The 25,192-nt window shown below is 67.0% G+C and carries 27 protein-coding genes; 17 read left to right on the top strand and 10 right to left on the bottom strand.

Annotation, left to right across the window (positions count from 1 at the left end):
• Positions 1-53: 53 nt before the first annotated feature.
• From dnaK to DR_RS00640, 8 genes are all read left to right on the top strand, one after another.
• Positions 54-1,940, top strand: coding sequence for a molecular chaperone DnaK (gene dnaK / locus DR_RS00675; protein WP_010886777.1), 1,887 nt, complete (start codon positions 54-56; stop codon positions 1,938-1,940).
• 114 nt (positions 1,941-2,054) lie between these two features.
• Positions 2,055-2,687: a nucleotide exchange factor GrpE gene (locus DR_RS00670; RefSeq protein ID WP_227085974.1), complete on the top strand. Its 633-nt coding sequence runs from the start codon at positions 2,055-2,057 to the stop codon at positions 2,685-2,687.
• Positions 2,688-2,697: 10 nt separating this feature from the next.
• A complete protein-coding gene (locus DR_RS00665; protein WP_034350934.1) occupies positions 2,698-2,922 on the top strand; it encodes a hypothetical protein in 225 nt (74 codons plus the stop codon).
• Positions 2,919-3,656 (top strand): VF530 family DNA-binding protein, encoded by a 738-nt coding sequence (locus DR_RS00660; RefSeq protein WP_034350936.1) that lies wholly within the window; start codon positions 2,919-2,921, stop codon positions 3,654-3,656. The genes DR_RS00665 and DR_RS00660 overlap by 4 nt, the downstream gene beginning before the upstream one ends.
• 24 nt (positions 3,657-3,680) lie before the next feature.
• The gene (locus DR_RS00655) at positions 3,681-4,619 is read left to right on the top strand and encodes a DnaJ C-terminal domain-containing protein (protein WP_010886774.1); all 939 of its coding nucleotides are present in this window, start codon (positions 3,681-3,683) and stop codon (positions 4,617-4,619) included.
• 219 nt (positions 4,620-4,838) lie between these two features.
• The gene (locus DR_RS00650) at positions 4,839-5,354 is read left to right on the top strand and encodes a GNAT family N-acetyltransferase (RefSeq protein ID WP_010886773.1); all 516 of its coding nucleotides are present in this window, start codon (positions 4,839-4,841) and stop codon (positions 5,352-5,354) included.
• A gap of 10 nt (positions 5,355-5,364) precedes the next feature.
• Positions 5,365-5,649 carry a hypothetical protein gene (locus tag DR_RS00645; protein ID WP_010886772.1) on the top strand — a complete coding sequence of 95 codons (285 nt, stop codon included), beginning with the start codon at positions 5,365-5,367 and terminating at the stop codon, positions 5,647-5,649.
• Positions 5,642-6,268 (top strand): phosphoribosylanthranilate isomerase, encoded by a 627-nt coding sequence (locus tag DR_RS00640; RefSeq protein ID WP_010886771.1) that lies wholly within the window; start codon positions 5,642-5,644, stop codon positions 6,266-6,268. Before DR_RS00645 ends, DR_RS00640 begins: the two co-directional genes overlap by 8 nt.
• Before the next feature lie 213 nt (positions 6,269-6,481).
• On the opposite strand, the gene DR_RS00635 is transcribed toward DR_RS00640, so the two are convergent.
• Complete coding sequence (locus tag DR_RS00635) at positions 6,482-7,324, bottom strand: metalloenzyme domain protein (protein ID WP_027480300.1); 843 nt, start codon at positions 7,322-7,324, stop codon at positions 6,482-6,484.
• 144 nt (positions 7,325-7,468) lie between these two features.
• On the opposite strand from DR_RS00635, the gene DR_RS00630 reads away from it, so the two are divergent.
• From DR_RS00630 to accC, 5 genes are all read left to right on the top strand, one after another.
• On the top strand, positions 7,469-8,632 hold the full coding sequence (locus tag DR_RS00630) for a tetratricopeptide repeat protein (RefSeq protein WP_027480301.1): 1,164 nt from the start codon (positions 7,469-7,471) through the stop codon (positions 8,630-8,632).
• 235 nt (positions 8,633-8,867) lie between these two features.
• The gene (gene dprA, locus DR_RS00625; protein WP_010886768.1) at positions 8,868-9,980 is read left to right on the top strand and encodes a DNA-processing protein DprA; all 1,113 of its coding nucleotides are present in this window, start codon (positions 8,868-8,870) and stop codon (positions 9,978-9,980) included.
• Between the two features lie 90 nt (positions 9,981-10,070).
• Positions 10,071-10,628, top strand: coding sequence for an elongation factor P (gene efp, locus DR_RS00620; protein WP_010886767.1), 558 nt, complete (start codon positions 10,071-10,073; stop codon positions 10,626-10,628).
• A 198-nt stretch (positions 10,629-10,826) separates the two neighbouring features.
• The gene (gene accB / locus DR_RS00615; RefSeq protein ID WP_010886766.1) at positions 10,827-11,390 is read left to right on the top strand and encodes an acetyl-CoA carboxylase biotin carboxyl carrier protein; all 564 of its coding nucleotides are present in this window, start codon (positions 10,827-10,829) and stop codon (positions 11,388-11,390) included.
• 88 nt (positions 11,391-11,478) lie between these two features.
• Entirely contained in the window at positions 11,479-12,816 is a 1,338-nt protein-coding gene (accC, locus tag DR_RS00610; protein WP_010886765.1) for an acetyl-CoA carboxylase biotin carboxylase subunit, read from the top strand.
• A 113-nt stretch (positions 12,817-12,929) separates the two neighbouring features.
• On the opposite strand, the gene DR_RS16565 is transcribed toward accC, so the two are convergent.
• Both DR_RS16565 and DR_RS17040 read right to left on the bottom strand, forming a co-directional pair.
• Positions 12,930-13,283, bottom strand: a complete 354-nt coding sequence (locus DR_RS16565; RefSeq protein ID WP_234944658.1) for a hypothetical protein — start codon at positions 13,281-13,283, stop codon at positions 12,930-12,932.
• Positions 13,217-14,002: an S-layer homology domain-containing protein gene (locus DR_RS17040; RefSeq protein ID WP_164927943.1), complete on the bottom strand. Its 786-nt coding sequence runs from the start codon at positions 14,000-14,002 to the stop codon at positions 13,217-13,219. Before DR_RS17040 ends, DR_RS16565 begins: the two co-directional genes overlap by 67 nt.
• 217 nt (positions 14,003-14,219) lie before the next feature.
• On the opposite strand from DR_RS17040, the gene DR_RS00595 reads away from it, so the two are divergent.
• The 3 genes from DR_RS00595 to DR_RS00585 all read left to right on the top strand — a co-directional run bounded on the left by DR_RS00595 (position 14,220) and on the right by DR_RS00585 (position 17,206).
• Entirely contained in the window at positions 14,220-14,993 is a 774-nt protein-coding gene (locus tag DR_RS00595; RefSeq protein ID WP_010886762.1) for an enoyl-CoA hydratase-related protein, read from the top strand.
• Between the two features lie 391 nt (positions 14,994-15,384).
• Positions 15,385-16,239: an SDR family oxidoreductase gene (locus DR_RS00590; protein ID WP_027480304.1), complete on the top strand. Its 855-nt coding sequence runs from the start codon at positions 15,385-15,387 to the stop codon at positions 16,237-16,239.
• An 82-nt stretch (positions 16,240-16,321) separates the two neighbouring features.
• On the top strand, positions 16,322-17,206 hold the full coding sequence (locus DR_RS00585; protein ID WP_010886760.1) for a glutaminyl-peptide cyclotransferase: 885 nt from the start codon (positions 16,322-16,324) through the stop codon (positions 17,204-17,206).
• A gap of 198 nt (positions 17,207-17,404) precedes the next feature.
• On the opposite strand, the gene tmk is transcribed toward DR_RS00585, so the two are convergent.
• From tmk to DR_RS00570, 3 genes are all read right to left on the bottom strand, one after another.
• On the bottom strand, positions 17,405-18,025 hold the full coding sequence (tmk, locus tag DR_RS00580) for a dTMP kinase (protein ID WP_010886759.1): 621 nt from the start codon (positions 18,023-18,025) through the stop codon (positions 17,405-17,407).
• Positions 18,022-18,813: a Nif3-like dinuclear metal center hexameric protein gene (locus DR_RS00575; RefSeq protein WP_027480305.1), complete on the bottom strand. Its 792-nt coding sequence runs from the start codon at positions 18,811-18,813 to the stop codon at positions 18,022-18,024. Before DR_RS00575 ends, tmk begins: the two co-directional genes overlap by 4 nt.
• Positions 18,814-18,889: 76 nt before the next feature.
• A complete protein-coding gene (locus DR_RS00570) occupies positions 18,890-19,276 on the bottom strand; it encodes a VOC family protein (RefSeq protein ID WP_010886757.1) in 387 nt (128 codons plus the stop codon).
• 116 nt (positions 19,277-19,392) lie between these two features.
• On the opposite strand from DR_RS00570, the gene DR_RS00565 reads away from it, so the two are divergent.
• Positions 19,393-21,609, top strand: coding sequence for an MMPL family transporter (locus DR_RS00565; RefSeq protein ID WP_027480306.1), 2,217 nt, complete (start codon positions 19,393-19,395; stop codon positions 21,607-21,609).
• 6 nt (positions 21,610-21,615) lie between these two features.
• Here DR_RS00565 and DR_RS00560 read toward each other — a convergent pair whose 3' ends face one another.
• The 4 genes from DR_RS00560 to DR_RS00545 form a co-directional block, all read right to left on the bottom strand.
• Positions 21,616-22,971, bottom strand: a complete 1,356-nt coding sequence (locus DR_RS00560) for an MATE family efflux transporter (RefSeq protein WP_010886755.1) — start codon at positions 22,969-22,971, stop codon at positions 21,616-21,618.
• Positions 22,972-23,005: 34 nt separating this feature from the next.
• Positions 23,006-23,680, bottom strand: a complete 675-nt coding sequence (locus DR_RS00555) for a DUF2270 domain-containing protein (protein WP_027480307.1) — start codon at positions 23,678-23,680, stop codon at positions 23,006-23,008.
• A gap of 111 nt (positions 23,681-23,791) precedes the next feature.
• Positions 23,792-24,391 (bottom strand): hypothetical protein, encoded by a 600-nt coding sequence (locus DR_RS00550; protein ID WP_051618912.1) that lies wholly within the window; start codon positions 24,389-24,391, stop codon positions 23,792-23,794.
• 75 nt (positions 24,392-24,466) lie between these two features.
• Positions 24,467-25,165 (bottom strand): hypothetical protein, encoded by a 699-nt coding sequence (locus DR_RS00545; protein WP_010886752.1) that lies wholly within the window; start codon positions 25,163-25,165, stop codon positions 24,467-24,469.
• Positions 25,166-25,192 lie beyond the last annotated feature (27 nt).

Raw genomic sequence — 25,192 nt, 5'->3', positions numbered from 1 at the left:
CAAGACTGCTGCCCTAAGGGGCTGCAAATCCCTCTTTCCCAAGGAGTCAACACATGGCTAAAGCTGTCGGAATCGATTTGGGTACCACCAACTCCGTGATCGCTGTGATGGAAGGCGGTCGCCCCGAAGTGATCGTCAACGCCGAAGGCGGACGCACCACCCCCTCGGTCGTCGCGTACAAGGGCGACGAAATTCTGGTCGGGCAGATTGCCCGCCGTCAGGCTGCGCTCAACCCCGCCGCCACGCTGTTCGAAGTCAAGCGCTTCATTGGCCGCCGCTGGGACGAAGTGAAGGAAGAAGCGGCCCGTAGCCCCTTTACCGTCAAGGAAGGCCCGAGCGGCAGCGTCCGTATCGAAGTGAACGGCAAGGACCTCGCCCCCGAGCAGGTCAGCGCCGAAGTGCTGCGCAAGCTGGTGAGCGACGCCTCCGCCAAGCTGGGCAACAAGATCACCGACGCCGTGATCACCGTGCCGGCCTACTTCGACAACAGCCAGCGTGAAGCCACCCGTCAGGCGGGCGAAATCGCGGGTCTGAACGTGCTGCGCGTGATCAACGAACCCACCGCCGCCGCGCTGGCCTACGGCCTGGAGCGCAAGGGCAACGAAACTGTGCTGGTCTTCGACCTGGGGGGCGGCACCTTCGACGTAACCATCCTCGAACTGGGCGACGGCGTGTTCGAAGTGAAATCCACCGCCGGTGACACCCACCTCGGCGGCGCGGACTTCGACTACCGCATCGTGGACTGGCTGGCGGGCGAGTTCCAGAAGGAACACAACTTCGACCTGCGTAAGGACAAGCAGGCCCTGCAACGCCTGATCGAAGCCGCCGAAAAGGCCAAGATCGACCTGTCGAACGCCAGTGAAACGAGCATCTCCCTGCCCTTCATCACCTTCGACCCCGAAACCCGCACCCCCATGCACCTGGAACGCTCGCTCTCGCGGGCCAAGTTCGAGGAACTGACCGCCGACCTGCTGCGCCGCGTGCGCCAGCCTGTCGAACAGGCCCTGAGCGACGCCAAGCTGAGCGCCGGTGATATCAACGAAGTGATTCTGGTCGGTGGCTCGACCCGTATCCCCGCCGTCAAGCGCATCGTGCAGGACCTGGTGGGCAAGACCCCCAACGAGTCGGTCAACCCCGACGAAGCCGTGGCCCTCGGCGCCGCCGTGCAGGCTGGGATTATTCAGGGCGACAGCAGCCTGGGTGACATCGTCCTCGTGGACGTGACCCCGCTGACGCTGGGTGTGGAAGTCAAGGGCGGCATGATCGCCCCGATGATCACCCGCAACACCACCGTGCCTGCCAAGAAGACCGAGATCTACACCACCGCCGAGAACAACCAGCCGGGCGTGGAAATCAACGTGCTGCAAGGTGAACGCCCCATGGCTGCCGACAACAAGAGCCTGGGCCGCTTCAAGCTCGAAGGCATTCCGCCCATGCCCGCCGGACGCGCGCAGATCGAAGTGACCTTCGACATCGACGCCAACGGGATTCTGCACGTCACCGCCAAGGAAAAGACCAGCGGCAAGGAATCGAGCATCACCATCGAAAACACCACGACCCTCGACAAGACCGACGTGGAACGCATGGTGCAGGAAGCCGAGCAGAACGCCGCCGCCGACAAGCAGCGTAAGGAAAAGGTCGAAAAGCGCAACAACCTCGACAGCCTCCGCGTGCAGGCCGTGCAGCAGCTCGAAGAGCAGGAAGGCGCCGCTCAGGACGCCAAGGATCGCCTGAAGGCTGCCGCTGACGAAGCCGAAGAAGCCGTCCGCAGCGAAGACGACAGCAAGATTGCTGACGCCCAGAAGAAGCTGGAAGAAGAACTCCGCTCCTTCATGACCGCCAACCAGGCGAGCACGCAGGGCCAGCCGGAAGGCACCCAGGCCCAGGCGAACAAAGCCGACGACGACGTAATCGACGCCGACTTTAAGCCCGCTGAGTAAAGCAAGTTCTCAAGCACCCGCTGGGGAGAGGAAGGCCACCTGCGCCCCCTCTCCCTTTGCCTTAACCCCTAAGCTGGGGGCATGTTCACCAACCCGTTTGGAAGGAAAAAAGACATGAGTGACGACCAGAAAAAGAACAACCAGCCGGACACCGAAGCCGACAACGCCGAGAACATCAAGTTTGCCGCCGACGACACCGAGCTGCGCGCGGGCGACGAAACCGACGCCGATTTCGAGATGCCCGAAGGCTTCCCCGAAATGGACGAAAACATGTTCGGGCAGGTGCAGGAAATGATGGCGAAGCTCGAGCGCGTGGACGAGCTGGAAAAGGAAAACGCCGACCTGAAAAACCGGCTGGGCCGCCTCGCCTCCGACTTCGAGGGTTACCGCAACCGCACCACCATCGAGTCCGCCGAAGCCCACGACAAGGGCGTGAGCAAGGCCGCCGAAGCCCTGATGCCCGTCTACGACGACATCGACCGCGCCCTGAGCCTGAGCGTGGACGACGCCGCCAAGCTGGTGCCTGGCATGCAGGCCGTGCAAAACAAGGTGCTGACCATCTTCGGCACGCTGGGCCTGGAAGCCACCGGGCGCGAAGGCGAACAATTCGACCCGCAATGGCACGAAGCCATTCAGGTCGTTGCTGGTGACGAAGACGAAAAAATTGTGCAGACCTACCAGCTCGGCTTCAAGATGGGCGACCGGCTGGTGCGTCCGGCGCGGGTGGTCGTCAGCCGCAAGGGCTGATAGTTGAGCGGTGATGGACGACGGAGGGAATATGAGCCGGGAAGCGAAAACTCTATTGCTAGCGTTCGTTATCGGGGGCGTTGGTGGAGGTTTCCTGACCGCGTTCATGGATGCGGTTAGGGTTGGAAATAGCATCGTTGCCATCCTTTGCGTGGCTCTCTGGCTGATTATGTTCATGTTGATGTGGCGCGTCATTCGGCACTGGCGCAAGCTGAAAGGCTGGAACCCCTCTTGACTACTAACCCCCTCCACGGCGCCACCTTAGAGCGCATCGTCACCCACCTGCACGACGAGTACGGGTGGGAGGAACTCGCCCGGCGCGTGCCCGTCAAGTGCTTTCAGAACGAGCCGAGCGTGGGCAGCAGCCTTAAATTTCTGCGCAAGACACCCTGGGCGCGCGAGCAGGTGGAGGCCGAGTACGTCAAGCTGGCGCGCCGTGAGGACGCCAACCCTCTGATCGACGCGCTCAAGCGGGGGCAGGCGCTGGACTTCACGGGGGTCAGCCAGACCAAGCTGCACGCGGCGCTGGGCTGGATGCTGCGGCACGTGGAGCAGAACGCGCAGAACTTGCAGCTCTACTTTCTGCCCACGCTGGCGCACATCCAGGACGTGAATTTCTGGCCCGATGCCGAGCCGTTGCCGCTGCTCAACCTCGCTATTGACCGCTCGGCGCTGGGCGCAGGCGACTACGAGCCGGGCGTGGTGGCCGAGTTGCTGCGGCGCGGCGCCGACGCCAACGACCCGCGCTTCTGGCCGCCGTTGCTGCACACGGTGGATGTGGAAGGGCAGGCTTACCAGAGCAAGACCCGCGCGCCCCGCACCGACCTCTTCGACCTGCTGCTCGCGCATGGTGCCGACCCCGCGCTGGAAGACTCGCGCGGCAACACGGCGCGCAGTATGGCCGAGGCATATGGACTGCGGGCCGTCATCAACAAACTGAACACGCTGCCCGCAGTCAGCGGCAGCTAACGACCACACAAGGAAAGGAGGTTTATGGCTTACAAGGACTACTACGACGTGCTCGGCGTGTCCCGCTCCGCGTCGGACGCCGACATCAAATCCGCTTACCGCAAGCTCGCCAAGCAGTACCACCCCGACAAGAACCAGGGTGACGAGAAGGCCGCCGACAAGTTCAAGGAAATCGGCGAAGCCTACGCGGTCCTCAACGACCCCGAAAAGCGCAAACTGTACGACCAGTACGGCCACACCGGGCAAGTGCCGCCCGGCTACGGCGACGCCGGCATGGGCGGCGGGTTCCAGGGTGGCGACTTCGGCGGCTTCGACCCCGGCCAGTTCTCGGACTTCTTCCAGCAGATGTTCGGCGGACGCGGCGGAATGGGCGGAATGGGAGGCCGGGGCGGCTTTGCTGGCGGTCAGGTCAACCTCGACGACCTGTTCGGCGGCGCCAGCGGTGGTCTGGGCGGGGCCGGGGCCGGGCGGCGGTTCGTGCAGAACGTGGAAGGCGAGTTGCAGGTGACGCTGCGTGAGGCGCTGGAAGGCTCCGACGAGGTCATCAACGTAGACGGCAAGCGCCTCTCGCTGCGCGTTCCTGCCGGCACCCGCGACGGCGCCCGGCTGCGGCTGGCGGGTCAGGGCCCGGGCGGCGGCGACGTGCTGCTGACCATCCGGGTGCTGGAAGATGCCCGCTTTGAACTTGACGGCGACGACCTGACGACTACGGTGGATGTGCCCGCGCCCGTCGCGGCTCTGGGCGGTGAGGTCAAAGTGCAACTCCTGAGCGGCAAATCAGGCAACCTCAACGTCCCGGCAGGCAGCAGCGGCGGACGCAAGATGCGCCTGCGCGGCCAGGGCTGGCCCAAGAAGAGCGGCGGTAACGGCGACCTGTACGTGCGGCTGAATGTCACGGTGCCCAAAGACCTCAGCGACGAGGAAAAAGAGCTGTACACGAAATTGCGCGACTTGCAGAAATAAAGCATTTTTCAGCAAGAGGGCGTGTTTTTTGCTGGCTGTTGGCCAAGCGAAGCGAGTGAATTTCAGAAAAGCATTGGACATAAGAATGTCTTGCAGTTTTGACCCTCTACCCTGGTGGGAGAGGGCCTTGCGAAGCAAGGGGTGAGGGGGGCTTTTTCTGTCCACTGCTCTCAGCCAGAAGGCAAACCCACAAGGGGGCCAGCGTCTTTACACTGACGCATGGCCCCCTTCACCATCCGCCGCGCCGTGGAAGGCGACGCGCCCGCCATCGCCCACATTCATGTCCAGAGCTGGCGCGAGACCTACACCGGCCTGATTTCTCCTGAATTTCTGGACCGCGCCACCAACGAGGCCGCCCGTCAGCGCCGCGAGGAAAGCTGGCGGGCGACCATTGCAAAGAATCTGGAAGACGTGTTCGTGGCCGAGCAAGGCGGGGGGATAGTGGCCTTCGCTTCCGTCGGCCCGGCGCGGGACCATCCCGGCTACGGCTCAGAACTGATGACCCTCTACAGCCTGAAGCGGGTGCAGGGCCAGGGCATCGGCAAGGCGCTGCTTCACGCGGTCATAGGTCAGGTGCAAGCGGACGGCGGCGACAACCTCGCGCTGTGGGTGCTTGCCGCCAACCCGACCCGGCAGTGGTACGCGGCGCAGGGAGCGCGGGAGGCGGGCGAGAAGGTGGACGGCGAGCTGACCGAAGTGCGGCTGGTGTGGGACCGGCTCACGGCCACCGCTTAACATCACCCCTATGTTCCGCCGCCACGTTCCCGCCGAAGAGCCGTCCCGCGAACTCGACCCCGACCGCGAGCTGAATTTTGCCCGCACCATCTTGCAAGACCGCACTTTCCGCGAAGTGCCCGACGACGAGGTGCTGCGCGAGGCCGAGCGGCTGCTGTTCGGTTGGATGACGAACGAGACGAAGCTGGAGCGGCCCAAGCTCTACGACCACTACGCGCTGGTCTTCCTGGCGCTGATTCGCAAGAACCGCGAGCTGGAGGAGCGCATCGCAGCTCTGGAGGCGGCGCGTGAGTGAGGGCAAAGTCAGGGTCAAGGTCTGCGGCACCACCACCCTCCCCGACGCCCTGCACGCCGCCGCAGCGGGGGCCGACGCGCTGGGCTTCATCTTCGCGCCGGGCAGCAAGCGACGGGTCACGGCAAGCCAGGCCCGCGGCATCAGCCTGAACGTGGGGCCGAGCGTGGCGCGCATAGGCGTTTTCATGGGGCAGTCACTCGACGAGGTGCTGCGGACGGCGGAGGCGGCGCGGGTCAGCGCGGTGCAGCTGCACGGCCCGCTGCCGGGGGTATACGTGGCGGCGGTGGCCGGGTATTATCCCGTCTTGCGCGTTCTGGGCCCGGAGGAGCTTCAGGCCGGGAACGTGCAGGCCGCAACTGTGCAGGCAACCCCCGGCGTCACCCTGATGCTCGACGCCCCGCAGCCCGGCAGCGGGCAGCCGCTCGACTGGGCGGCGCTGGTCCCCCACTTTCCGCCGGGCAGCTGGCTCGCGGGCGGTCTGGGACCGGACAACGTGGCGCAGGCCATCGCCACGCTGCGGCCCGCCGGGGTGGACGCGGTGAGCCGGCTCGAAGCCTCGCCCGGCCTCAAGAATCCACAGGCCGTCGAAGCGTTCATAGACGCCGTAAAACGCTCGTAAAACAAAGTTATCCACAGGTCTACGTTTCACTGTGGATAACTTTTGAAGCGGATTTTCAAGCATGACTGTTCAGCGTTTTTTGTTTGCTGGACGGCGTTTTCGTTGTTTGAACCAGGTGCAGGAAAAGAGGGCGTGCGCAGCCTTTCAACACCCCCTGTGGAAAAGATTCGTCCTGGCGCGGCTTGCGAGTCAGAGCTGTCGGAGCCGGTTCCGTCAGGGCAGCCCCAGCCAGTGTCCTATCTGCCCGCCTCCCTGCACGATGTCGGCCACTGGCGGGAGGGGCAAGCCCGCCGCGCCGAAGGGCACGCGGGCCAGGGTGTGTGATTTGACGCTCAGGTCTTCCAGATTGCCGTGGTCGCTGCTCACGATGACCCGCGCCCCGGCCTGCACCGCCCCAGTCAGCAGGCGGTCCACCCGGCGCAGGTAGGCCTGCCCGGCGGTGAGGACTTCGGGCGGCACCCCTTCGCGGCCCTGGTGGCCCAGCAGGTCGCCTAGCCATAAGTCGGCCACCAGCAGGTCGTATTGGCCCAGCGCCCCGGCCAGCTCCTCGCCCAGCCGCGTGAGGTCTTCTTCCGGCGCCGTCTCGGCCCAGGGCGAAGCGTAGGCCAGCCCCAGACCGGCTCCCAGCGCGGGCACGTCCGGCGAATTGAGCGGCAGGCCCGCCGCCCGGAAAGCGTAGGGAAAACAGCCCAGGCGGTTGCGGCGGCCCCCGCCCGCGAGGTAAGCGGGCGAGTAGGCGTTGACCAGCGCGGCGCGCCCCCCGGCGGCGGTCAGGCGGCCCGGCAGACCATGCTCGCGCAGCAGGGCTTGAAGCGTCGGCCCCGGCACCGGCCCGAAGTGCTCGCCCATCAGGCGCACCGCGTCCGTGCCGGTCAGCCAGCAGCTTTGGCCGGTGCCCGACTGCGGCAGGCCCGGCACGCCGAGGGTCGCGTCGAGCGCGGGGCCCGCATCCACCACGGCCCGCAGCGTCGGCAGGTCCTGCTCCCACACCGAGCCGGGCGGCGCGTCTGCGGGGTGCCCCACGCCGTCCAGGGCCAGCCAGAGAATGCCGTTCATCCCCCGCAGGGTACGGCGTGGCCCGGCCTTGAGCCGCCTGAAGGCTTCCTCATGGCAAACCCACGCCTCTCCCGCCGCCACGTGCGAAGAATGAGAAGCGAACGTCCCCCACCGACAACCCGTCCACCCGACTGGAGGTTTCCCATGAAAAGCACCCTGAATCTTCTGCTGACCGTCTCCCTCGCCCTGAGTGGCGCGGGGCTGGCCCAGACCGCCCCGAACGTCCCCACGCAAGCGGCCCCCACCACAGCCGCTCCAGCCAACGCCGCACAGCTCGCCGCCGAGGCCCGTGACCTGACGAACCGCGCCCGCACCACGTATCCGGCGGGCAGTGCCAGCATCGACCAGCCGCTGTGGAAACAGGCCGCCGACCGCGCCGAAGCCGCCGTGAGCGCCGCCCCCAACAACCCCGACGTGCTGCGTCTGCGCGCCCAGATCTACACCGAAGTCGGCTTCTGGAAACAGGCCGAGTCGAGCTGGCGGGCGTATTTCGCTGTGGCCCCCGTCGCTGCCGGGCAAAACGAAGCGCGCGCTGCCGGCAACGTGCAGTACAACCTCGGCTACGCGGCCTACACGCGCGGGCAGTCGGCGCAGGCCGCCGCGTATTTCAAAGCCTGCCTGACGCTCGACCCCCAGAGCGTGCCCTGCGCGACCTGGGCCGCCCGCACCGCGCTAGAAAGCGGGGACTACGCGCTCGCGCAAAACCTCTACACCCAGGCACTGAGCCTCGCGCCCACCGACAAGACGCTGAACTACTTCGCCCAGGTCGCCCGCAACGCGAGCACCTACGGCCCCGCCGCGACCCAGGCCTTCAGCCGCGCCTACGCCAGCCTGGACGCCGGGCGCCGCGCCGAGGCCCTCGCCGGGTTCCAGGAAGCCGCCCGCTCGGCCCCCAACTTCCCCGAAGCCCAGCGCGAAGCGGGCCGCCTCGCCCTGGAAGCCGGGGACACGGGTGCGGCGCTAAGCGCCTATCAAGCCCTCGCCGCGCTGCCGGGCGCCACCGACAGTGACCGCTACAACCTCGGGCTGGCGCAGGAAGGGCAGCAATATGGCCTGAGAGCCGTCCAGACCTTCCGTACGGCCTACGGCAAGTACTCGGCGGGCGACAAGGCGGGTGCCGAGGCCGGTTTTCTTCAGGCCACCACCGCAAGTGCCAACTACGGCAAGGCCTGGGCCTGGCTGGGCCGCGTGCGCTACGAGGCGAAAAACTACGCCGGAGCCGCCGAAGCCTATGGCCGCGCCGTCGCGCTGGACCCGGGCGACAAGACGAGCGCCTACTTCCTGAAACTGGCGCAGCAGGGCAAGTAAGACGAATTCCGATTGAAGCTAGCTGTTTTGGCTTCAATCCAAGCGGATGCACGAAGAAAAAATACGGATTCTGCGGTATGGAAGTGCAGGCGGCGCTTTTGCGACTGGACTGGAATTGAGCGGAATCCATGGAAGGCAGCAGGAGAGCGGAGGCAGAGCGCCGGGAGTGTTCGGGCCTCCGCTCTTTTTTTGGCGCGTAACAAGCCTGTAGGAGCGCCCCGCCTATTCTCGCGCCGTGACCCTTCCCTCCCCTGCTGCCGCCCACGCCGAACTGCTGGCCCTGCTCACCCTGCGGTTTACGCCCGGACTGGGGCCACGGCGCATCGAAAACCTGCGGCGGCATTTCGGCAGCGCGGAGGCGGCACTGGCGGCGCCTCTGACCGAGCTGCGGCGGGTGGAGGGGCTGGACTCGCGTTCGGTGGCGGCGATTGGCGGGGCAAAAGCGGCAGAGGAGGCGCGGGCCGAACTGAACAAGGCGGCAGAGCGCGGCGTCACCCTGCTCGGACGCGGTTTGCCCGGCTATCCGGCGGCGCTGGAAGCCCTGGGTGATCCGCCCGCCGTGCTGTGGGTGCGGGGCGCGGGCGGCGCCGAGCTGCTCGCCGGGCTCGGCACCGTGCCGCACTCGGTGGGCATCGTGGGCACGCGGGCAGCGAGTCCCCACGCGCTGGCGCTGACCCGGACCATCGCAGGCGAGCTGGCAGCAGCAGGCGTCCTCATCGTCAGCGGGCTGGCGCGGGGGGTGGACACGGCGGCGCACACGGCAGCCCTGGAAGCTGCAAGCGGGGAGGCGAGCAGCCCCACCATCGGGGTGCTCGGCAGCGCGGTGGACGTGATTTATCCGCGTGAAAACCATGACCTCGCCGGGCGAATGGTGGTCGTCAGCGAGTATCCGCTCGGCACCGGCCCGGCGCAGCACCACTTCCCGAGCCGCAACCGCGTCATCGCCGCGCTCTCGGCGGGCGTGCTGGTGGTGGAAGGCGAGCGCAAGTCCGGTTCGCTCATCACCGCTACTCACGCGCTGGACTGCGGGCGCACCGTGTTCGCCGTGCCGGGGCGGGCCGGCGACCCCCGCGCGAGTGGCCCCCACGCCCTGATTCGTGACGGGGCTGTCCTCACCGAGTCGGCGCAGGACGTGCTGACCGAGCTGAACTGGGGCCTGGCCCCTGCCCCAGCGGTGCCCGACCTGCCGCCCGAGCAAGCGCGGGTGCTGCGGGCGCTGCAAACCCCGGCCACATTGGACGACCTTGCCGCCACAACTGGCCTGAGCATTCCCGAGTTGCAGACCGCGCTCGTCATGTTGCAGCTTCAGGGGCTGGCCTACGAAGTGGGCGGGCGTTGGAGTCGCTGAGCGGGGTCTTTTGCTAGACTTCTCTCTGTTGCCGCGTGGCCCCAGGCGAAGCCCGCCTGCACCGTGGCCCCGGACAAAATAAGGAGAACAATGATTAGCGTAACTGAACTGCGAAACGGCACGAAAGTGCAGATGGACGGCGGCCTGTGGGAATGCCTCGACTACTCCCACCTCAAGATGGGACGCGGCGGCGCGAAAGTCGTGACCAAGTTCCGCAACATGGAAAGCGGCTCGATTGTGGACCGCACCTTCAACAGCACCGAAAAGTTGCAGGACATCTACGTCGAAGGCAAGAAGATGCAGTACCTGTACCCCGACGGTGACGACTACGTGTTTATGGACATGGAAACCTTCGACCAGGTTCACCTCGGCAAGAACATCGTGAGCGACGCCGCCAAGTTCATGAAGGAAAACACCGAGGTCGAAGTGGCGATGTACGGCGACAAGGCCCTGAGCATCAGCCTGCCCAACCAGGTCATCCTCAAGATCACCCAGACCGACCCCGGCGTGCGCGGCGACACCGTGTCGGGCGGCACCAAGCCCGCCACCCTGGAAACCGGCGCCGTGGTGCAGGTGCCCCTGTTCGTGGAGCAGGGCACCGACGTGAAGGTGGACACCCGCACCGGCCAGTACCTCAGCCGCGCCTGAGGCACTGCTCTTTCCTGCCGCCTGGACCTGCGTTCGGGCGGCAGTTTTTTTGAACCGCGTCCAGCCAAACGGGCGTTAGGTTGGTGGTGACACCCCAGTCCTCACAAAAAGGGGCATGATAGGAACCGCCAAGTCGCAACTCAGTCTTAGAGACGCCCAGTCCCCGAGACACCAATCCCGCAGACTCAAGGAGGGGCCATGAACCCGGATGACCTGAAGAAAATTCTCGATGCCCTGACCCATGCCGACGTGCGCGAATTCGCCCTGAAGACCGGCAGCTTCGACCTCGCCCTCAAGCGTGCCCGCAGGCGTTCGCCCCAGTGCCTGCCCCGAAGCGCGCCGCAGCTGAGCTATCCCCAGATGCCGCCCTTGCCCCAGCCGATGATGGGCGGCTTTGCTCCGATGCCCGCACCCCAGGCCCCTGCCGCGCCGAGTGCGCCTGCGGCTCCCGCTCCCGAAGCGGCACCTGCTCCCGCCGCGCCCGCCGAAGCCGCTCCCGCTGCGGCCTCCGCGCCAGTCGCCAGCGCAGGCACCCCGGTCAAGGCGCCCATCGTCGGCACCTTCTACTCGGCGAGCAGCCCCGACGCTGCGCCCTACGTCAAGGTGGGCGACCGCGTGGAAAGCGGGCAGGTGCTGTGCATCATCGAAGCGATGAAGCTGATGAACGAAATCGAGGCCGAGCAAAGCGGCGTGATTCGCGAGATTCTGGTGAAGAACGCCGAGCCGGTGGAGTACGGCCAGACGCTGTTCATGATCGAGTGATGTCCGAGGGTCTAAGGGTCTGAGAGTCTAAGAACGGCCTTAGACCTCTAGACCCTTAGACTCTTCGATCTTTTGCCGGAGGCAAAACATGTTCAAGAAAATCCTGATCGCCAACCGTGGCGAGATCGCCCTGCGCGTCATCCGGACGGCGCGGGAAATGGGCATCCAGACGGTCGTGGTGTATTCCACCGCCGACGAAAAGAGCCTGCCGGTGCTGCTCGCCGACGAATCGGTCTGCGTGGGGCCGCCCGCTTCAAATCAGAGCTACCTCAACATCCCCAACATCCTCTCGGCGGCGCTGATGACCGGCGCCGAGGCGATTCACCCCGGCTACGGCTTCATGGCCGAGAACCCCGACTTCGCCGAGATGTGCCGCGAGCACGGCATCGTGTTTATCGGGCCGACGCCGGAAAGTATGCGGGCGCTGGGCAGCAAAGCGGGCGGACGCGAAATCGCCGCACAGAGCAATGTGCCCACCGTGCCGGGCACTGGCGTGCTGGAAAGCGTGGACGCTGCGCTGCTCGCCGCCAAGCAGATCGGCTACCCGGTGCTGCTCAAGGCCAGCGCGGGCGGCGGCGGACGCGGCCAGAAAGTGATTCGCACCCAGGAAGAGCTGCAAAAGGGCTTCAATCAGGCGCAGGAAGAAGCGCGGCTGTACTTCGGCGACCCGGCGATCATCATGGAGAAATTCCTGGAGGAGTTCCGCCACATCGAGGTGCAGGTGATGGGCGACGGCCAGGGGCACGTCATCCACATCGGCGAGCGCGACTGTTCGATTCAGCGCCGCAACCAGAAGCTGATCGAGGAAGCGCCCTCCACGCTGCCCGAGTCGCTGCGTCAGGAAATCCTCGCCGCCGGGGTGCGCCTCGCCCAGTTCGTGAACTACGCGGGCGCCGGCACGCTGGAATTCATCATGGACCGCGACGGCAACTACTACTTCATGGAGATGAACACCCGCATTCAGGTCGAGCACTGCGTGTCGGAAATGATTTCCAGCCTCGACCTCGTGCGCCTGCAAATCGAAATTGCCGCCGGCCTGGGCCTCAACATTCAGCAGGACGACGTGAAGTTGCACGGCCACGCCATCGAGTGCCGCATCAACGCCGAGGACCCCGACAAGGACTTCCGCCCGGCAGCCGGCAAAATCGACGACGCGCACTTCGCGGGCGGAGCGGGCGTGCGGGTGGACACCCACGTCTACAGCGGCTACTCGATCCCGCCGCACTACGACTCGCTGATCGGCAAACTGATCGTGTGGCACGAGGACCGCGACAAGGCGGTGTCGCGCATGAAACGGGCGCTGGAAGAAACCGTGATTCAGGGGCCGAAGACGACCATTCCGCTCTACATCAAGATCATGGACAACCCGTTCTACAAACGCGGCGCGGTGATGACCAACTTCCTGAAGACGCGCATGGAGATGTAGATGGTTGAGAGGTAATGGTTGATGGAAAAAGCCCTGCTCTATCAACCATCTTCCATCCACCATCAACAAAAAACCCCCCGGATTGCCACCGGGGGGATTTTTTCAGGCCGTGCTTAGAAGCGAACCTTGAACCCTGCCGCGATAGAGCTGAGGTTACGCGAGTTGGGGTTGATGTTGCCGTTGAAGTAGTAGTGCTGACGGGCTTCGGCGAAAATCGCCACGCGGTCCACGACGCGGTAGTCCACGCCGATGGACAGCTCGCCGAAGGTGGAGGCGTTCTTGAAGTTGTAGCCGGCGCCCACGCCCAGGATGCCGTCGAAGCGCCCGGTGGTGCCGCGGTAGGTCACGGCGCCGCTGAGGCTGTTGCCGGGGGTTTCGCCGCGCAGGGCCACGTCGCCGGTCACGCGCACGCCGAAGCCGCCGTAGATCTGGTCGTTGCCGGCGGTGATGCGGACCATCTGGCCCACGTTCTGCTGGAGGATGCTGTAGTAGGCCGCGCCCACGTAGTTGCCGTAGCGGAAGGGCTCGGCGGGCGGAATGTAGGGGTCACCCTTCTCGCCGCGCTCACCCTGGGGGCCCTGGGGACCGACGGGACCAGCTTCACCCTGAGGACCCTGGGGGCCAGTCGCACCCGCAACGCCCGCAGGACCCTGGGGACCGACGGGGCCGGCTTCGCCCTGGGGACCCTGGGCGCCAGCGCGCCCGCTTCGCCCTGACCGGCGGCGGGCATGTTGTTCAGCGCGGTACGGAGCTCGTCAATCTGAGCGCGCAGGTCTTCGATGGACTGGTTCTGCTGAGCGAGCTGGGCGCGCAGTTCTTCCAGGCCGGCGAGCGCTTCGGCAACGCCCTGACGCAGGGTGTCGAGTTCGGCAGGGTTGAAGGTGTTTTCGGGCATCTGCGCGAGCAGGCGGGCGAGCACCTGAGCGACTTCCTGACGGGTGATGGCGCTGCACCAGTCGAAGCTGCCGTCGGGGTAGCCGATGAACAGGCCCTTCTGGGTCACCAGGTCAATAGCGGCCTTGGCCCAGGCGCCCTGGGTGCAGGCGACGGGAGCGGGCTTGGGCGCGGGGGCCGTCTGCACGGGCACCGGGGTGGTCTGGATGGGGGGCTGAGCGCCGCCACCCAGGGCGAGCGCCGAGCTCAGGGCGACAACGGAAACGGCAGGCAGAGCACGCAGATACTTCATAGATCCTCCTGGAGCAGCGCCGGACGAAAGCCGGAGCATGCCCCCTTCGTGGGCTGGGGCATTGCGGAACCGGAGCGCCCGGAGGCGGCAGGTGACCAGTCCCACACTTGCCCTCTATTGTGGCCCTTCTCACGGCTCACATGAAAGGCTTATCTGTTCAGAATGTTAATCCTGTCTTTAGCTGGTGATCAGAAAGTGGGGGGCGGTAGACTTGGGCATGACTTACCAGAGCATCCGGCTGACGCAGCGGCCCCTCTCCCAGGACGGAACCACGCAGGGCGGAACAGTCGCCACCCTGACTCTCGCCGCCAAAATGGGCAGCATGGGCCCGGCCTTCTGGCAGGAGTTTCCGCAGGCCCTGAGTGAGCTGGGAGACGCTCGCGTGCTGATCGTGCGCGGCGAACAGGTCTTCAGCGCCGGGCTCGATGTCAAGTCGAACGGCGCCGCCATCGTGCCCGCGCTCGGCAAACCCGACGCTTTCAAGGCCGTGGTGGACGAGATGCACGCCGTGACCGAGGGCCTCGCCGCCCTGCCGATGCCGGTGATTGCCGCCGTGCACGGCTGGTGCATCGGCGCGGGGCTGGAGCTGATCGCGGGCGCCGACCTGCGGCTGTGCAGCCAGGACGCCCGCTTCTCGCTGCCTGAGGTCAAACTCGGCATCACCGCCGACCTCGGGGGCTTGCAGCGCCTGCCGCACCTGATCGGACGGGGCCGCACCGCCCACCTCGCCCTAACCGGGGAAGCGATTGACGCTGCCACCGCCGAGCGCTGGGGCCTGGTCACCGAAGTGCTGCCCGACCAGGACGCGCTTTTTGCCCGTGCCGAGGCGCTGGCCGAGCACCTTGCCGCCCTCCCCGCCAAGGCGCTCGAAGGCACCAAGCGCGCGCTGAGCGACGGCCTGCCGCACGCCGAGAGCCTCGCCGCCGCCGTGCGCTGGAACGCCGAGCACATGACGGTGGAGGCGCTGCAAGCCGGGATGAAAAAGGGCTGAAAAGGCCGATTTTTGTTGTAGGACAGAGGGAAGGACTCGCCGTGACAAGGGCGGGTCTTTCCCTTCTGCCCATCTCTCAAACCAGCGCGAGAGCGCAAGCACCCCGGTCAGATGCACAGCCAGCAGGCCGCATAGCACAGTCAAGACTCGCGCGGTACATGAACAGGTGCGGTGGGCGGGCTGTATAGATGGGGAGGAAAGCGCCGCCCGGCCCCCGCGCAACTTGGACGGGGTATACAAAGGGAAACCATTTCTTTGCTGGAAGCGGCTGTTCTGCCTCGGCAGACACAGCGTGTACCTGCGGCGGCTGTTCGGCATAGGCCGATGCTCAACGCTTTCAGGACGTTTCCACTCTCGCCCTTTCCACGTTCCCACACCCCGGAGGTTTTCTATGACCCAGTCCTCACCCAACCGCCCCGCCGACCCCGCCACCACCTTTCGTCCCGACCTGCTCGCGGGCAAGCACGCGCTGATTACCGGCGGCGGGAGCGGCATCAACCTCGGCATCGCGCAGAGCTTCGCGGCGCACGGCTGCGCGGTGACGATTCTCGGGCGCAACCTGGAAAAGGCGCAAAACGCCGCGCAGGGCATCGTGGACGCGGGCGGACGGGCGATGGGCGTCAGCGCCGACGTGCGCGACTTTGCGGCGCTGGAAGCGGCTGTGGCGGCGGCCACCGCTGAGTTCGGTGACTTCGATATCGTGCTGGCGGGGGCGGCGGGCAACTTTCCGGCGCCGGTGGACGGCATCAGCCCCAATGGGTTCAAGACGGTGGTGGACATTGACCTGCTCGGCACCTACAACACCATCAAGGCCGCCGCGCCACGCCTGAAGGTGCCGGGCGGCAACATCCTCAGCATCAGCGCCTACGGCGTGCCGGTGCCGATGCAGGCGCATGTGGTCGCCGCCAAAGCCGGGGTGGACGCCCTGACCCAGACCCTCGCCGTGGAGTGGGGCCTGCGCGGTGTGCGCGTCAACGCGATTATTCCCGGCCCCATCGACGGCACCGAAGGCATGGCCCGCCTCGCCCCCGACGAAAAGTCGCGCTCTGCCTTCACCCGCACCGTGCCGCTGGGCCGCTTCGGCGTGCCGCAGGACATCGCCAACGCCGCGCTGTTTCTGGTGAGCGACGCCGCGAGCTACGTGACCGGCGTGATTTTGCCGGTGGACGGCGGCCAGAACATGCTCGGCGGGGCGCCGCAGTACCAGATGTACCTTCAGATGCAGGCGGCGCAGCAAAAGGACTGAGGGCCGCCCCTCACGGCGCACAGGGGTTTCTAATGAAGCCGTCAAGAAGCCGGTCAGCTCGCCGCCCTAGCATGGGCGCACTATGCGCCGCTCCCCCGCCCTGTCGCTGTCGACCTTCGCCCTGCTGGCCCTCGCCGCGTTGCCCCTGGCCCTGTCGTCCGCCCCCACCCCGACCCGTGCTCCTGCGGCCAAGGTGAGCAGCGCCCGCACGCCGGTGCTGCGCCCGGTGGTCGCGGCGCGCTACCCGCACGACCGCGCCGCCTTTACCCAGGGCCTGCAGTACCTCGGCGGTGGGCACTACCTGGAAAGCACCGGGCAGGTGGGCGAGTCCGATCTGCGGGTCAGCGAACTGCGCGGAGCGAAGGTGCTGTGGAGCACGCCGCTCGCGCAGGCGCTGCCGCAGGCGTTCGGCGAGGGGTCCACGCAACTCGGCAGCACCGTCTACCAGCTCACCTGGCAAGACGGCGTCGCACTCACCTACGACGCCCGCACCTTCAAGGAAACGGGCCGCCACCGCTATCAGGGCGAGGGCTGGGGTCTGACGAGCGACGGCAAGAGCCTGATTATGAGCAACGGCACCTCTACGCTGGTCTGGCGCGACCCCAAGACCTTCGCCGCGCAGCGCAGCGTGCAGGTCACCGACCAGGGGCAGCCGGTCCGTAACCTCAACGAACTGGAATACGTGCAGGGCTCGGTCTACGCCAACGTCTGGCTGACCGACCGTATCGCCCGGATTCACCCGCAGACCGGCAAGGTTCTGACCTGGATCGACGTGTCGGACCTCACCCGCGAGGTCAGCGCGGCGGCGACAAAACAGGGTCAGGCCCTCACCTTCGACGACGTGCCCAACGGCATCGCCTTCATTCCCGAGCGCGGCACACTGCTGCTGACCGGCAAGCGCTGGCCGACGCTGTTCGAAGTGAAGGTGCCGGGGTTGGGGCTGAAGGTGGAAGGCGCGAAGAACTGAGTGATTGAGAAGGGGGAGCCGTCCAGTTGGTCACGGCTCCCCTTTCCTATGGCCTTTGCCAGAATGAGGTTTTGACCGAGTTGGTCTGGATGCCCCCTCTGCAAGCAGCTCTGCGAGTCACCCCAAGCTTTCGCAAGGCCCTCTCTGCGATGCAGCTCTCTGAGTCCCACAAGGGTAGAGGGTCAACTTCTACCCTCCTCAGTGCCCTCTTTCTGACACCGCCGCCCAAATCTCCGCTTCCAGCTCGTCCTCCGGGCGGGTCGCGTCCAGCACCAGAAATCTTTGCGGCTCGGCGTGCGCGAGGTCCAGAAAGCCCTGGCGCACCCGGCGGTGAAAGGTCAGGTCGGCCTGTTCCAGCCGGTCAGGCTGCCCGCGCCGCGCGGCCCTTTGCAGGCCCAGCGCGGGGTCGAGGTCGAGCAGCACCGTCAGCCCGGGCGTGAGGCCGCCCGTGACCTCGGCGGTGATCTGACGCAGGAGTGGGAGCGAGAGCCCCCGGCCCGCGCCCTGGTAGGCGAGCGAGGAGTCGGCGTAGCGGTCACACAGCACGGTTTCGCCGCGTTCCAGTGCCGGACGCAGCACCTCGCGCACGAGCTGGGCGCGGCTGGCGGAGTACAGCAGAAACTCACCGAGCGGCTCGATCTCCACCGCCGGGTCGAGCACCACCTCGCGCACCCGCGTGCCCAGTGGGGTGCCTCCCGGTTCGCGGGTGACGGTGACGGCGTGTCCCGCTGCCCGCAGCCGCGCTTCCAGCCGGGCGAGCTGCGTCGTTTTGCCCGCGCCCTCCGGCCCTTCGAGGGTGATGAAAAGGCCCTGGCTCACAGCCCGGTCGGGAAGTTGAGGAACTGCCAGGGAATGCCGAACTCGTCTTCGATGCGGGCTGCCAGCGCGCGCACGCCGAAGACCTCAGTTTCGTAGTGGCCGGCAAAAATCACGTTCACGCCGTATTCGAACGAGTCGTGGAAATACTTGTGCTCGGGTTCGCCGGTCAGCAGGGTGTCGAGGCCCATGGCGGCGGCCTCGGCAATCGCGCCCGCACCGCTGCCGGAAGTCACGCCGACGCGGTGGATGTTGGGCGAGCCGCCGCCGTGCACGAGGCAGATTTCGCCGGTCAGTTTCTGGATGCGGTCGGCGAAGTCCTGCAAGCCCAGCTCACGCGGCAGGGTGCCCGCCACGCCGATTTTGTGGCCCTGCCAGTCGCCGAACGGTTGCAGGTCAGTCAGGCTCAGCGCCCTCGCAATCATGGCGTTGTTGCCGACTTCGGGGTGAGCGTCGAGCGGAATGTGCGCCGCGTAGAGGTTCAGGTCGGCCTGAATCGCCGTCCGCACGCGCTCGTAATGCGGCCCGGTGATCGCCAGGGGCCTCCCCCAGAACAGCCCGTGGTGCACCAGCAGCAGGTCGGCCCCCGACTCGGCGGCGGCCTGCAACGTCTGCAAGCTGGTGTCCACGCTCGCGGCAATGCGGCGAATCTTGTCGGTGCCCTGAATTTGCAGGCCATTGAGCGAGGGGTCGGGGTACGCGCCAATGCGGAGGTACTCGCCGAGCCAGCGCACCAGCTCGTCACGCCCGATTTCGCCGCGCCCGGTTTGAGAAGAAGGGGAAACAGTCATAAGGGGCATTGTAGAGGCGAGGCCCAAAAGCGTTTGTCTGCTCGTGGCCGCCTGCCCCCCTTGGTGCGGCTTCTGCTCAGGACAGAGGCCGCGAGGGGTGCGCCCCCTGCACGATTTCCAGCCGCCCGCCCCAGGGGTCTTGCAGAAAGAGGCGCGGCACGCCCGCTTCCTTGTCGGGGGTGCAGGCGACGCCGTGCGCTGCCAGGTGACGCGCCACCGCCCCCACATCGTCGCAGCGCAGGGCGAAGTGACCTTTACGGCGCGGCACGTAGTCCGCCACCACGCCGACGTGCACCTGCCGGCCATCGGGGAGGCCGAACCAGCAGCCGCCGTTCTTACGGAGAGCCTCCGGTTTTTGCAGTTCGGGGAGGCCCAACACCCCGGCGAAAAACTCGCGGGCGGCGACCTCGCAGCCTGCCGGGGCTTCCAGTTGCACGTGGTCCAGTCCGTTGAGAAGGGGCATGGCCGCAGGATAGGAGCTGGCAGGCGGCTTCTTTGCTACTTCTCTAGAGACAACAACCCGCCTGAAGCGTCTTTCCTGACCCTTTGCCGGCGCGGCGGCGTGTTCTACTGCTGGGCGTGCGCCGACTCGCTCTGTTCGTCTCCCGCCATCCGTGGGCCGTGCTGCTCGTCTGGGCGCTGCTCGTCGCCCTGAGCCTGCCGTTTGCCGCCCGCGCCCCTTCCGCGCTGAGCGCCAATCCCGGCACGCTGACCAACGCCGAGAGCGCGCGGGTCTCGGACCTGCTGCGCGACAAGTTCGGCGAGACCGACACGAACACCGCGCTGCTGGTGACCCGCAGTACGCCGGGGCTGGACACCGCGCCGGGGCAAGCGACGTACCAACGTTTCGTGTCTGGGCTGCGCGATGTGAAGGGCGTGACGCGCGTGCTGCCGGCGCAGAGGGGTGGTCTGGGCAGCCGGGACGCGGCGGGGACGCTGGCGCTCACTGTCGCGCAGATTCCGCTGCAAGAGGACGGCAAGGAAGCGGTGGCGCGCATCCGGGCGTATGTGCGCCGGGTGGCTTCGCCCGCGCTGGACATCCGGGTGACAGGTGGGCAGGCGATTGCCGACGACTTTACTGAACTCGCCGAGGCCGATACCAAGCGCAGCGAATTCGTGGCTCTGCCGCTGATTGCCCTGCTGCTGCTGCTTGTCTTCGGGGCGCTGGTGGCGACGGGGCTGCCGCTGGTCATCGGGATGCTCAGCATCAGCGTGGCGATGGCGGGGCTGTACTTTCTGACCACCGTGATGGAGGTGAGCACCTTCGCGCAGAGCGTGGTGACGATGCTGGGGCTGGGTGCGGGCATCGACTACGCGCTGCTGATGGTCAACCGCTTCCGCGAGGAACTGGCGAGAAGAGGCAACGCTGCCGAGGCCGCCGCCCGCACGGTGGAGACGGCGGGGCGCAGCGTGCTGTTCAGCGGCTCCACGGTGGCGATTGCCATGGCGGGGCTGCTGCTGCCGCCGCTGTCGTTCGTGCGCTCCATCGGCATCGGCGGCGTGCTGGCGGTGGTGCTGACGGTGCTGGCGAGCCTGACCGCGCTGCCCGCCCTGCTCACGCTGCTGGGTGACCGGGTCAACGCCCCGCGCCTGCTGCGCTCCACCTGGGCGCAGTCGGCGGGAGCGTCGGCGGCGTGGACGGCGTTTGCCCGCCGGGTCACGGCGCGCCCGCTGGCGGTGGTGGTGCTGAGCACGGCTTTCCTGCTGCTGCTCGCGGTGCCCGCCTCCCGCATGAAAACGGGCTACGCCGGGGCGTGGGGGCTGGTGCCGGGCGTGGAAAGCCGCGACGCGCTGCAAGACGTGCGCGACATGGGCGCGGGCGGGCTGCTCAGCCAGTACGAGGTGCTGCTGGACCTGGAGGGAAAACGCTATACCCCCGACCAGAGCGCCCGCTTTCAGGCGGTGGTGAACGACCTGCGGGCGCTGCCGGGCGTGCGGGCGGTGCTCAGTCCCTTCCTGACCCCCGCCGACCTCCAGGCAGCGGGCGGAGGCACGAGCGATGGCCTGGCGGCGCTGAGCCTGCTCACCCAGCGGTCGTTCAGCCGGGACCGCACCTTCCTGCGGGTGACGGTGGTGCCGGACGACACCCTGCGCGCCGACCTCGCTCCCGCCTTTGAAAAGCGCGTCCGGGCGGTGCTGGAAGGCAGCGGCTCCCGCTTTCTGGTGGGCGGCGCTCCGGTGGGCGGGCGCGAATTCAGCGAGGCGATTACGGACACGCTGCCGACGGTCATGCTGGCGGTCTTCGGCGGGACCTTCGTGCTGCTGCTGCTCGCATTCCGCTCGCTCCTCATTCCGCTCAAGAGCATCGTGATGAACGCACTGACAGTGGGCGCGGCGGCGGGCGTGGTGACCTGGGCGGTGCAAGAAGGCCACTTCGCGGGGCTGCTCGGCCTCCCGGCGAGTGCGGGCGTGCTCGACTCGTCGCTGCCGCTGCTGCTGTTCGCGGTGATGTTCGGCCTGAGCATGGACTACGAGATTTTTCTGCTCTCCCGCGTGCAAGAAGAGCACCTCGCCGGGGCCAGCAACGATGAGGCAGTGGTCCGCGCCGTGGGCCACACCGCCCGCATCATCACCAGCGCCGCCGTCATCATGTTCATCGTCTTTACCGCCTTCATGTTCGGGCGGGTGGTCGCCACCAAAAGCGTGGGGCTGGGGCTGGCCGTCGCGGTGGTGCTCGACGCCACGCTGGTGCGGCTGGTCCTCGTGCCCGCCTTCCTCAAACTCGCCGGGCGCTGGAACTGGTGGCTCCCGGCGTGGCTGGACAAGCGGCTGCCGTATCTCAAGCTCGAACACTGAGAGAACTCAGGCGGCCCGTCCTGCTCTTGTTCGGTACAGAAACCGCCCCACCAGCGACAGCCCGGCCAGGGTCAGCCCCGCCGTCAGCCCGAACCACAGCCCCCGCGCTCCCAGGCCGGCGACGGAGGACAGCACCGAGCCGAGGCCCAAACCGACCACCCAGTAGGCGACGAGCGACACCAGCAGCGGCACGCGGGTGTCTTGCAGGCCGCGCAGCGCACCGTTGGCGGTGACCTGCAAGCCGTCCATCAGTTGAAAGAGCGCGGCGATGCTCAGGAAGCCGGTGGCGGCGGCAATCAGCCCGGCGTTGGCGGGGTCGTTCACGTTGACGAAGACGCTGAACACCGTGCGCGGCGCGGCGAGTTCGATGACCGCGAAGGTCAGCATGACGGCGGACGACAGCCCCAGCCCCACCAGCCCGGCGCGGCGGGCCTGCGCCAGTCGCCCGGCCCCCGCCTCGGTGCCCACCCGCACGCCGGTGGCCGAGGCGATGCCGAGCGGCACCATGAAAAATGCCGTGATGGTCTGCATGGTCACGTTGTGCGCGGCGAGCACCTCCGGGCCGAAGCGAGCCATCAGCAGGGTGGTCACGCTGAACATGCCTCCCTCGGCGCCCAGCGTCAGGCCGATGGGCCAGCCGAGGCGAAAGAGGGCACGAACCTCGTCGCCCAGCGGCCCGAGCGGCCCCGCGTAGGCCACCCGACGCCGGGCAAGCGGCCACAGCAGCGCGGCCATGATCCACGCCGCCGACGCACTCGCGCCCGCCGCGCCCGCCAGTCCCAGCCGGGGCAGCGGCCCCCACCCGAAAGCCAGGGCCGGGGCCACCAGCAGCGCCCATACCACGCCGGTCAGCGCCACGCCCGTGACCGCGCCGGGCTTGCCGGTGCCTTCCAGCGTGCCGCGCAGGGCGATAAAGGCGAGATTGGGCAGCATCCCCAGCGAGTACACCCGCAGGTAGGCGGCGACGAGGTCACGGCTGACCCCCGCCGGCGCAAAGTTGGGCAGCACGAAGGACAGTGCCCACATCAGCGGCAGCATCACGGCGCTCAGAAGCAGCGCGAGCCGCAGCCCGCCGCCGAGCGCCCGCGCCACGCCCCGCGCGTCGCCCGCTCCATGCGCCTGCGCCACGCGGGGCGCCACCGACAGCATGACCCCCACCACCATGATGAAGACGAGGTAATACGCGGCGTTGGCATACGCGGCGGCGGCCAGTTCACGCTCGCCCAGCCGCCCGATGACGGCGGTGGCAATCAAAGCGAGCGCGTTGGCGGCAAACTGCGAAACCACCACCGGCCCGGCGAGCCGCAGCAGGGCGCGCAGTTCGGCGGTGGTGGAAATGGTGGGCGCGGGCAGGGTCGTCATGGCAGGCCCGCCATCTTCGCACGTTTGGACCGGCTCAGCCCTCTTCCAGCGGATACGTCCGCGCCGCCCGCAGTGCCAGCCAGATCAGGTAGGCGTAAAAGACGCCCACCCCCAGAAAGACCAGCCAGCCGGGAAAACTGCCGATGTCGGCCAGCGAGAACGTTTCGGGGAACTCCAGCAAAAAGCCCTTGGGCACGCTGAGGTCGAGTTTGGCGAACCAGGCGAGCAGCACGGCGGCGTAAATCCACAGGTAGTTGCGGTTGAGCCGCCAGCCGAGCGCGTCGTTGCGCGTCATGGGGCTGCGCGGCTTGGCGAGTTCGGCGAGCAAGAGCTGGTGCCACCCGGCGTCCACCTTGTCGCCCAGCATGGCGGGGTAAAAAAAGCGCTCCATGATGCGGACCCGGTGGTGGGCGATCTCGAAGGTGCGGAAGCGCCGGGCTTCAAGGCGCAGGAAAAAGTAGTTCATGAACATGGCGAACAAAAAAGTTGCGTGGCTGTTGTTCACGTCACCGAGGGCAAAACTGGCGAGGCCCGCCGTCGTCACCACCGACCAGTTGGTCGTCATATCGAGCCGCTGGCGGTAGGCGGTCATCTTGCCGACTTCGGCGCGGTAGAGGTGAATCAGGGCGTTGGCCTGGTTGCCCGAATAACTGACCTCGGTCAGTTTGCCCTCCCTGACCGCTCCTTCTCCGCCGCCTGTTCCGGGCATCAGCCCCGCTCCCGCGTCATGCGACACAAGGTAGCGCCTCTGCGGCTCAGCAAGAGAAAGGCCGCCCCCTGACCCGCTTGGGAGGGAGCGGCCACTGGAAGGCGCAGGCGATCAGTCCTGGTTTTTGGAGCGGCGGTCTATTTCGCGCACGTCGGCGCGCACATCCTCGGCGGCATTGTGAACGTCCGCTTTGACATTCTGCGCCGTTTCGTGCGCTCCTTCGCGCAGGTCCTGGGCTTTTTCGTGGACGTCGGTGCGGAGATTCTGGGCATGGTCACGTGCCTGAGCGGCAGCGTCACGCGCGTCGGCCCGCAGAGTCTGCGCCTGCTCCTGCGCTCCGGCCCGGAAGTCCTGAGCCGACTCATGCACGTTGGCCCTGACATCCTGAGCCTTTTCGCGGGCGTTCTGGGCCGCTTCCTGGGTATCAGCACGTACCTTTTCGGCAGCCTGATCGGTCTTGTGCTTGGCCTGCCCCAGCCCGCTGAGCAGGTCGTCGTTGGCGCTGTCCATCTCGCGGCGGTAGTCGGCGCCGTGGCTCTCGGCGCGGGCACGGGCGGCAGCGGCCTCGGCACGGTCCTGGGCATTGCCCGCCTCATCACCCACGTGCGAAGCGATGTCGTGGCCCACGGCGCGGGCCCGGTCCGCGAGGCTGTCGGCCCCGGCTTTGGCGGCGTCGGCGATGTTCTCGAACATATTCTTTTTGTCGCTCATGCCCCCAGCCTGCGCCACGCCGGGATACAACCCATGAAAAGTGAGCCAAGACGCCTTTGGTTTGCAGGGGTGGAGTCACTGGAGGCTCTGCGCCTCTTCCTCGGAAACGCCGACCAGCCCCAGGCGCAGGAGAAACGGCTGGCCGGTTCCATTTTGCTCGTGCTGCACACTTATGGGCCGCAAGCGCATCAGCAGCCGGATGAGTTCGATTTGGACCTCTTCGGCCTCGGCCTCGGTCAGCCGCAGCGCAGTGCGGGCACTGAGCAGCAGGCCCACCGGCCCCTGATAGCGCACCGCCGCTTCCACGAGTTCGGCCCCCTCGTAGGACGTGTCCACCTGCACCTGCCCCTCGGGGCCGAGATACAGCCGCACCCCCCACTCGCGTCCGCCGCTCTGTTCGTGGTGAAGCTGCTCGAATTTGCGTAGGGACGCCCGGCCCAGCAGTTCGTCGTACAGCTGCTCGCGTTTGCCGCCCAGCTCGGCAAAGTCGGCGGCGTCGGTGGCGCTGAACGGCACGAAAAAGGCCGGAGCCGTCGCCGTATAGACCTTCACTGCTCGCCCGGCCCGTTTTTGTTCGCGGACCACTTGCAGCAGTCCTGCGCTCAGCAATGCCCCCACATCCCGATGAACGAGCCGCAGGTCGAGATTCAACTCCCGCGCGGCCCCCGCCACACTGTTCTCACCACGCAGAAAGGCCCCCAGCACCCAGCGGGCGCGGCCCCGGGTCAGCAGGCGGACGGCAGCGGGGTGGGTGACGGTCAGGACGCTCCTCACACCTTGAGCTTACCGGGGGAGTAGGCG

This window comes from Deinococcus radiodurans R1 = ATCC 13939 = DSM 20539, from assembly GCF_000008565.1.
GTDB classification, from domain to species: Bacteria; Deinococcota; Deinococci; order Deinococcales; family Deinococcaceae; genus Deinococcus; species Deinococcus radiodurans.
Note: the sequence above shows the minus strand (reverse complement) of the source record. Positions and strands in the feature narration are given on the sequence as shown.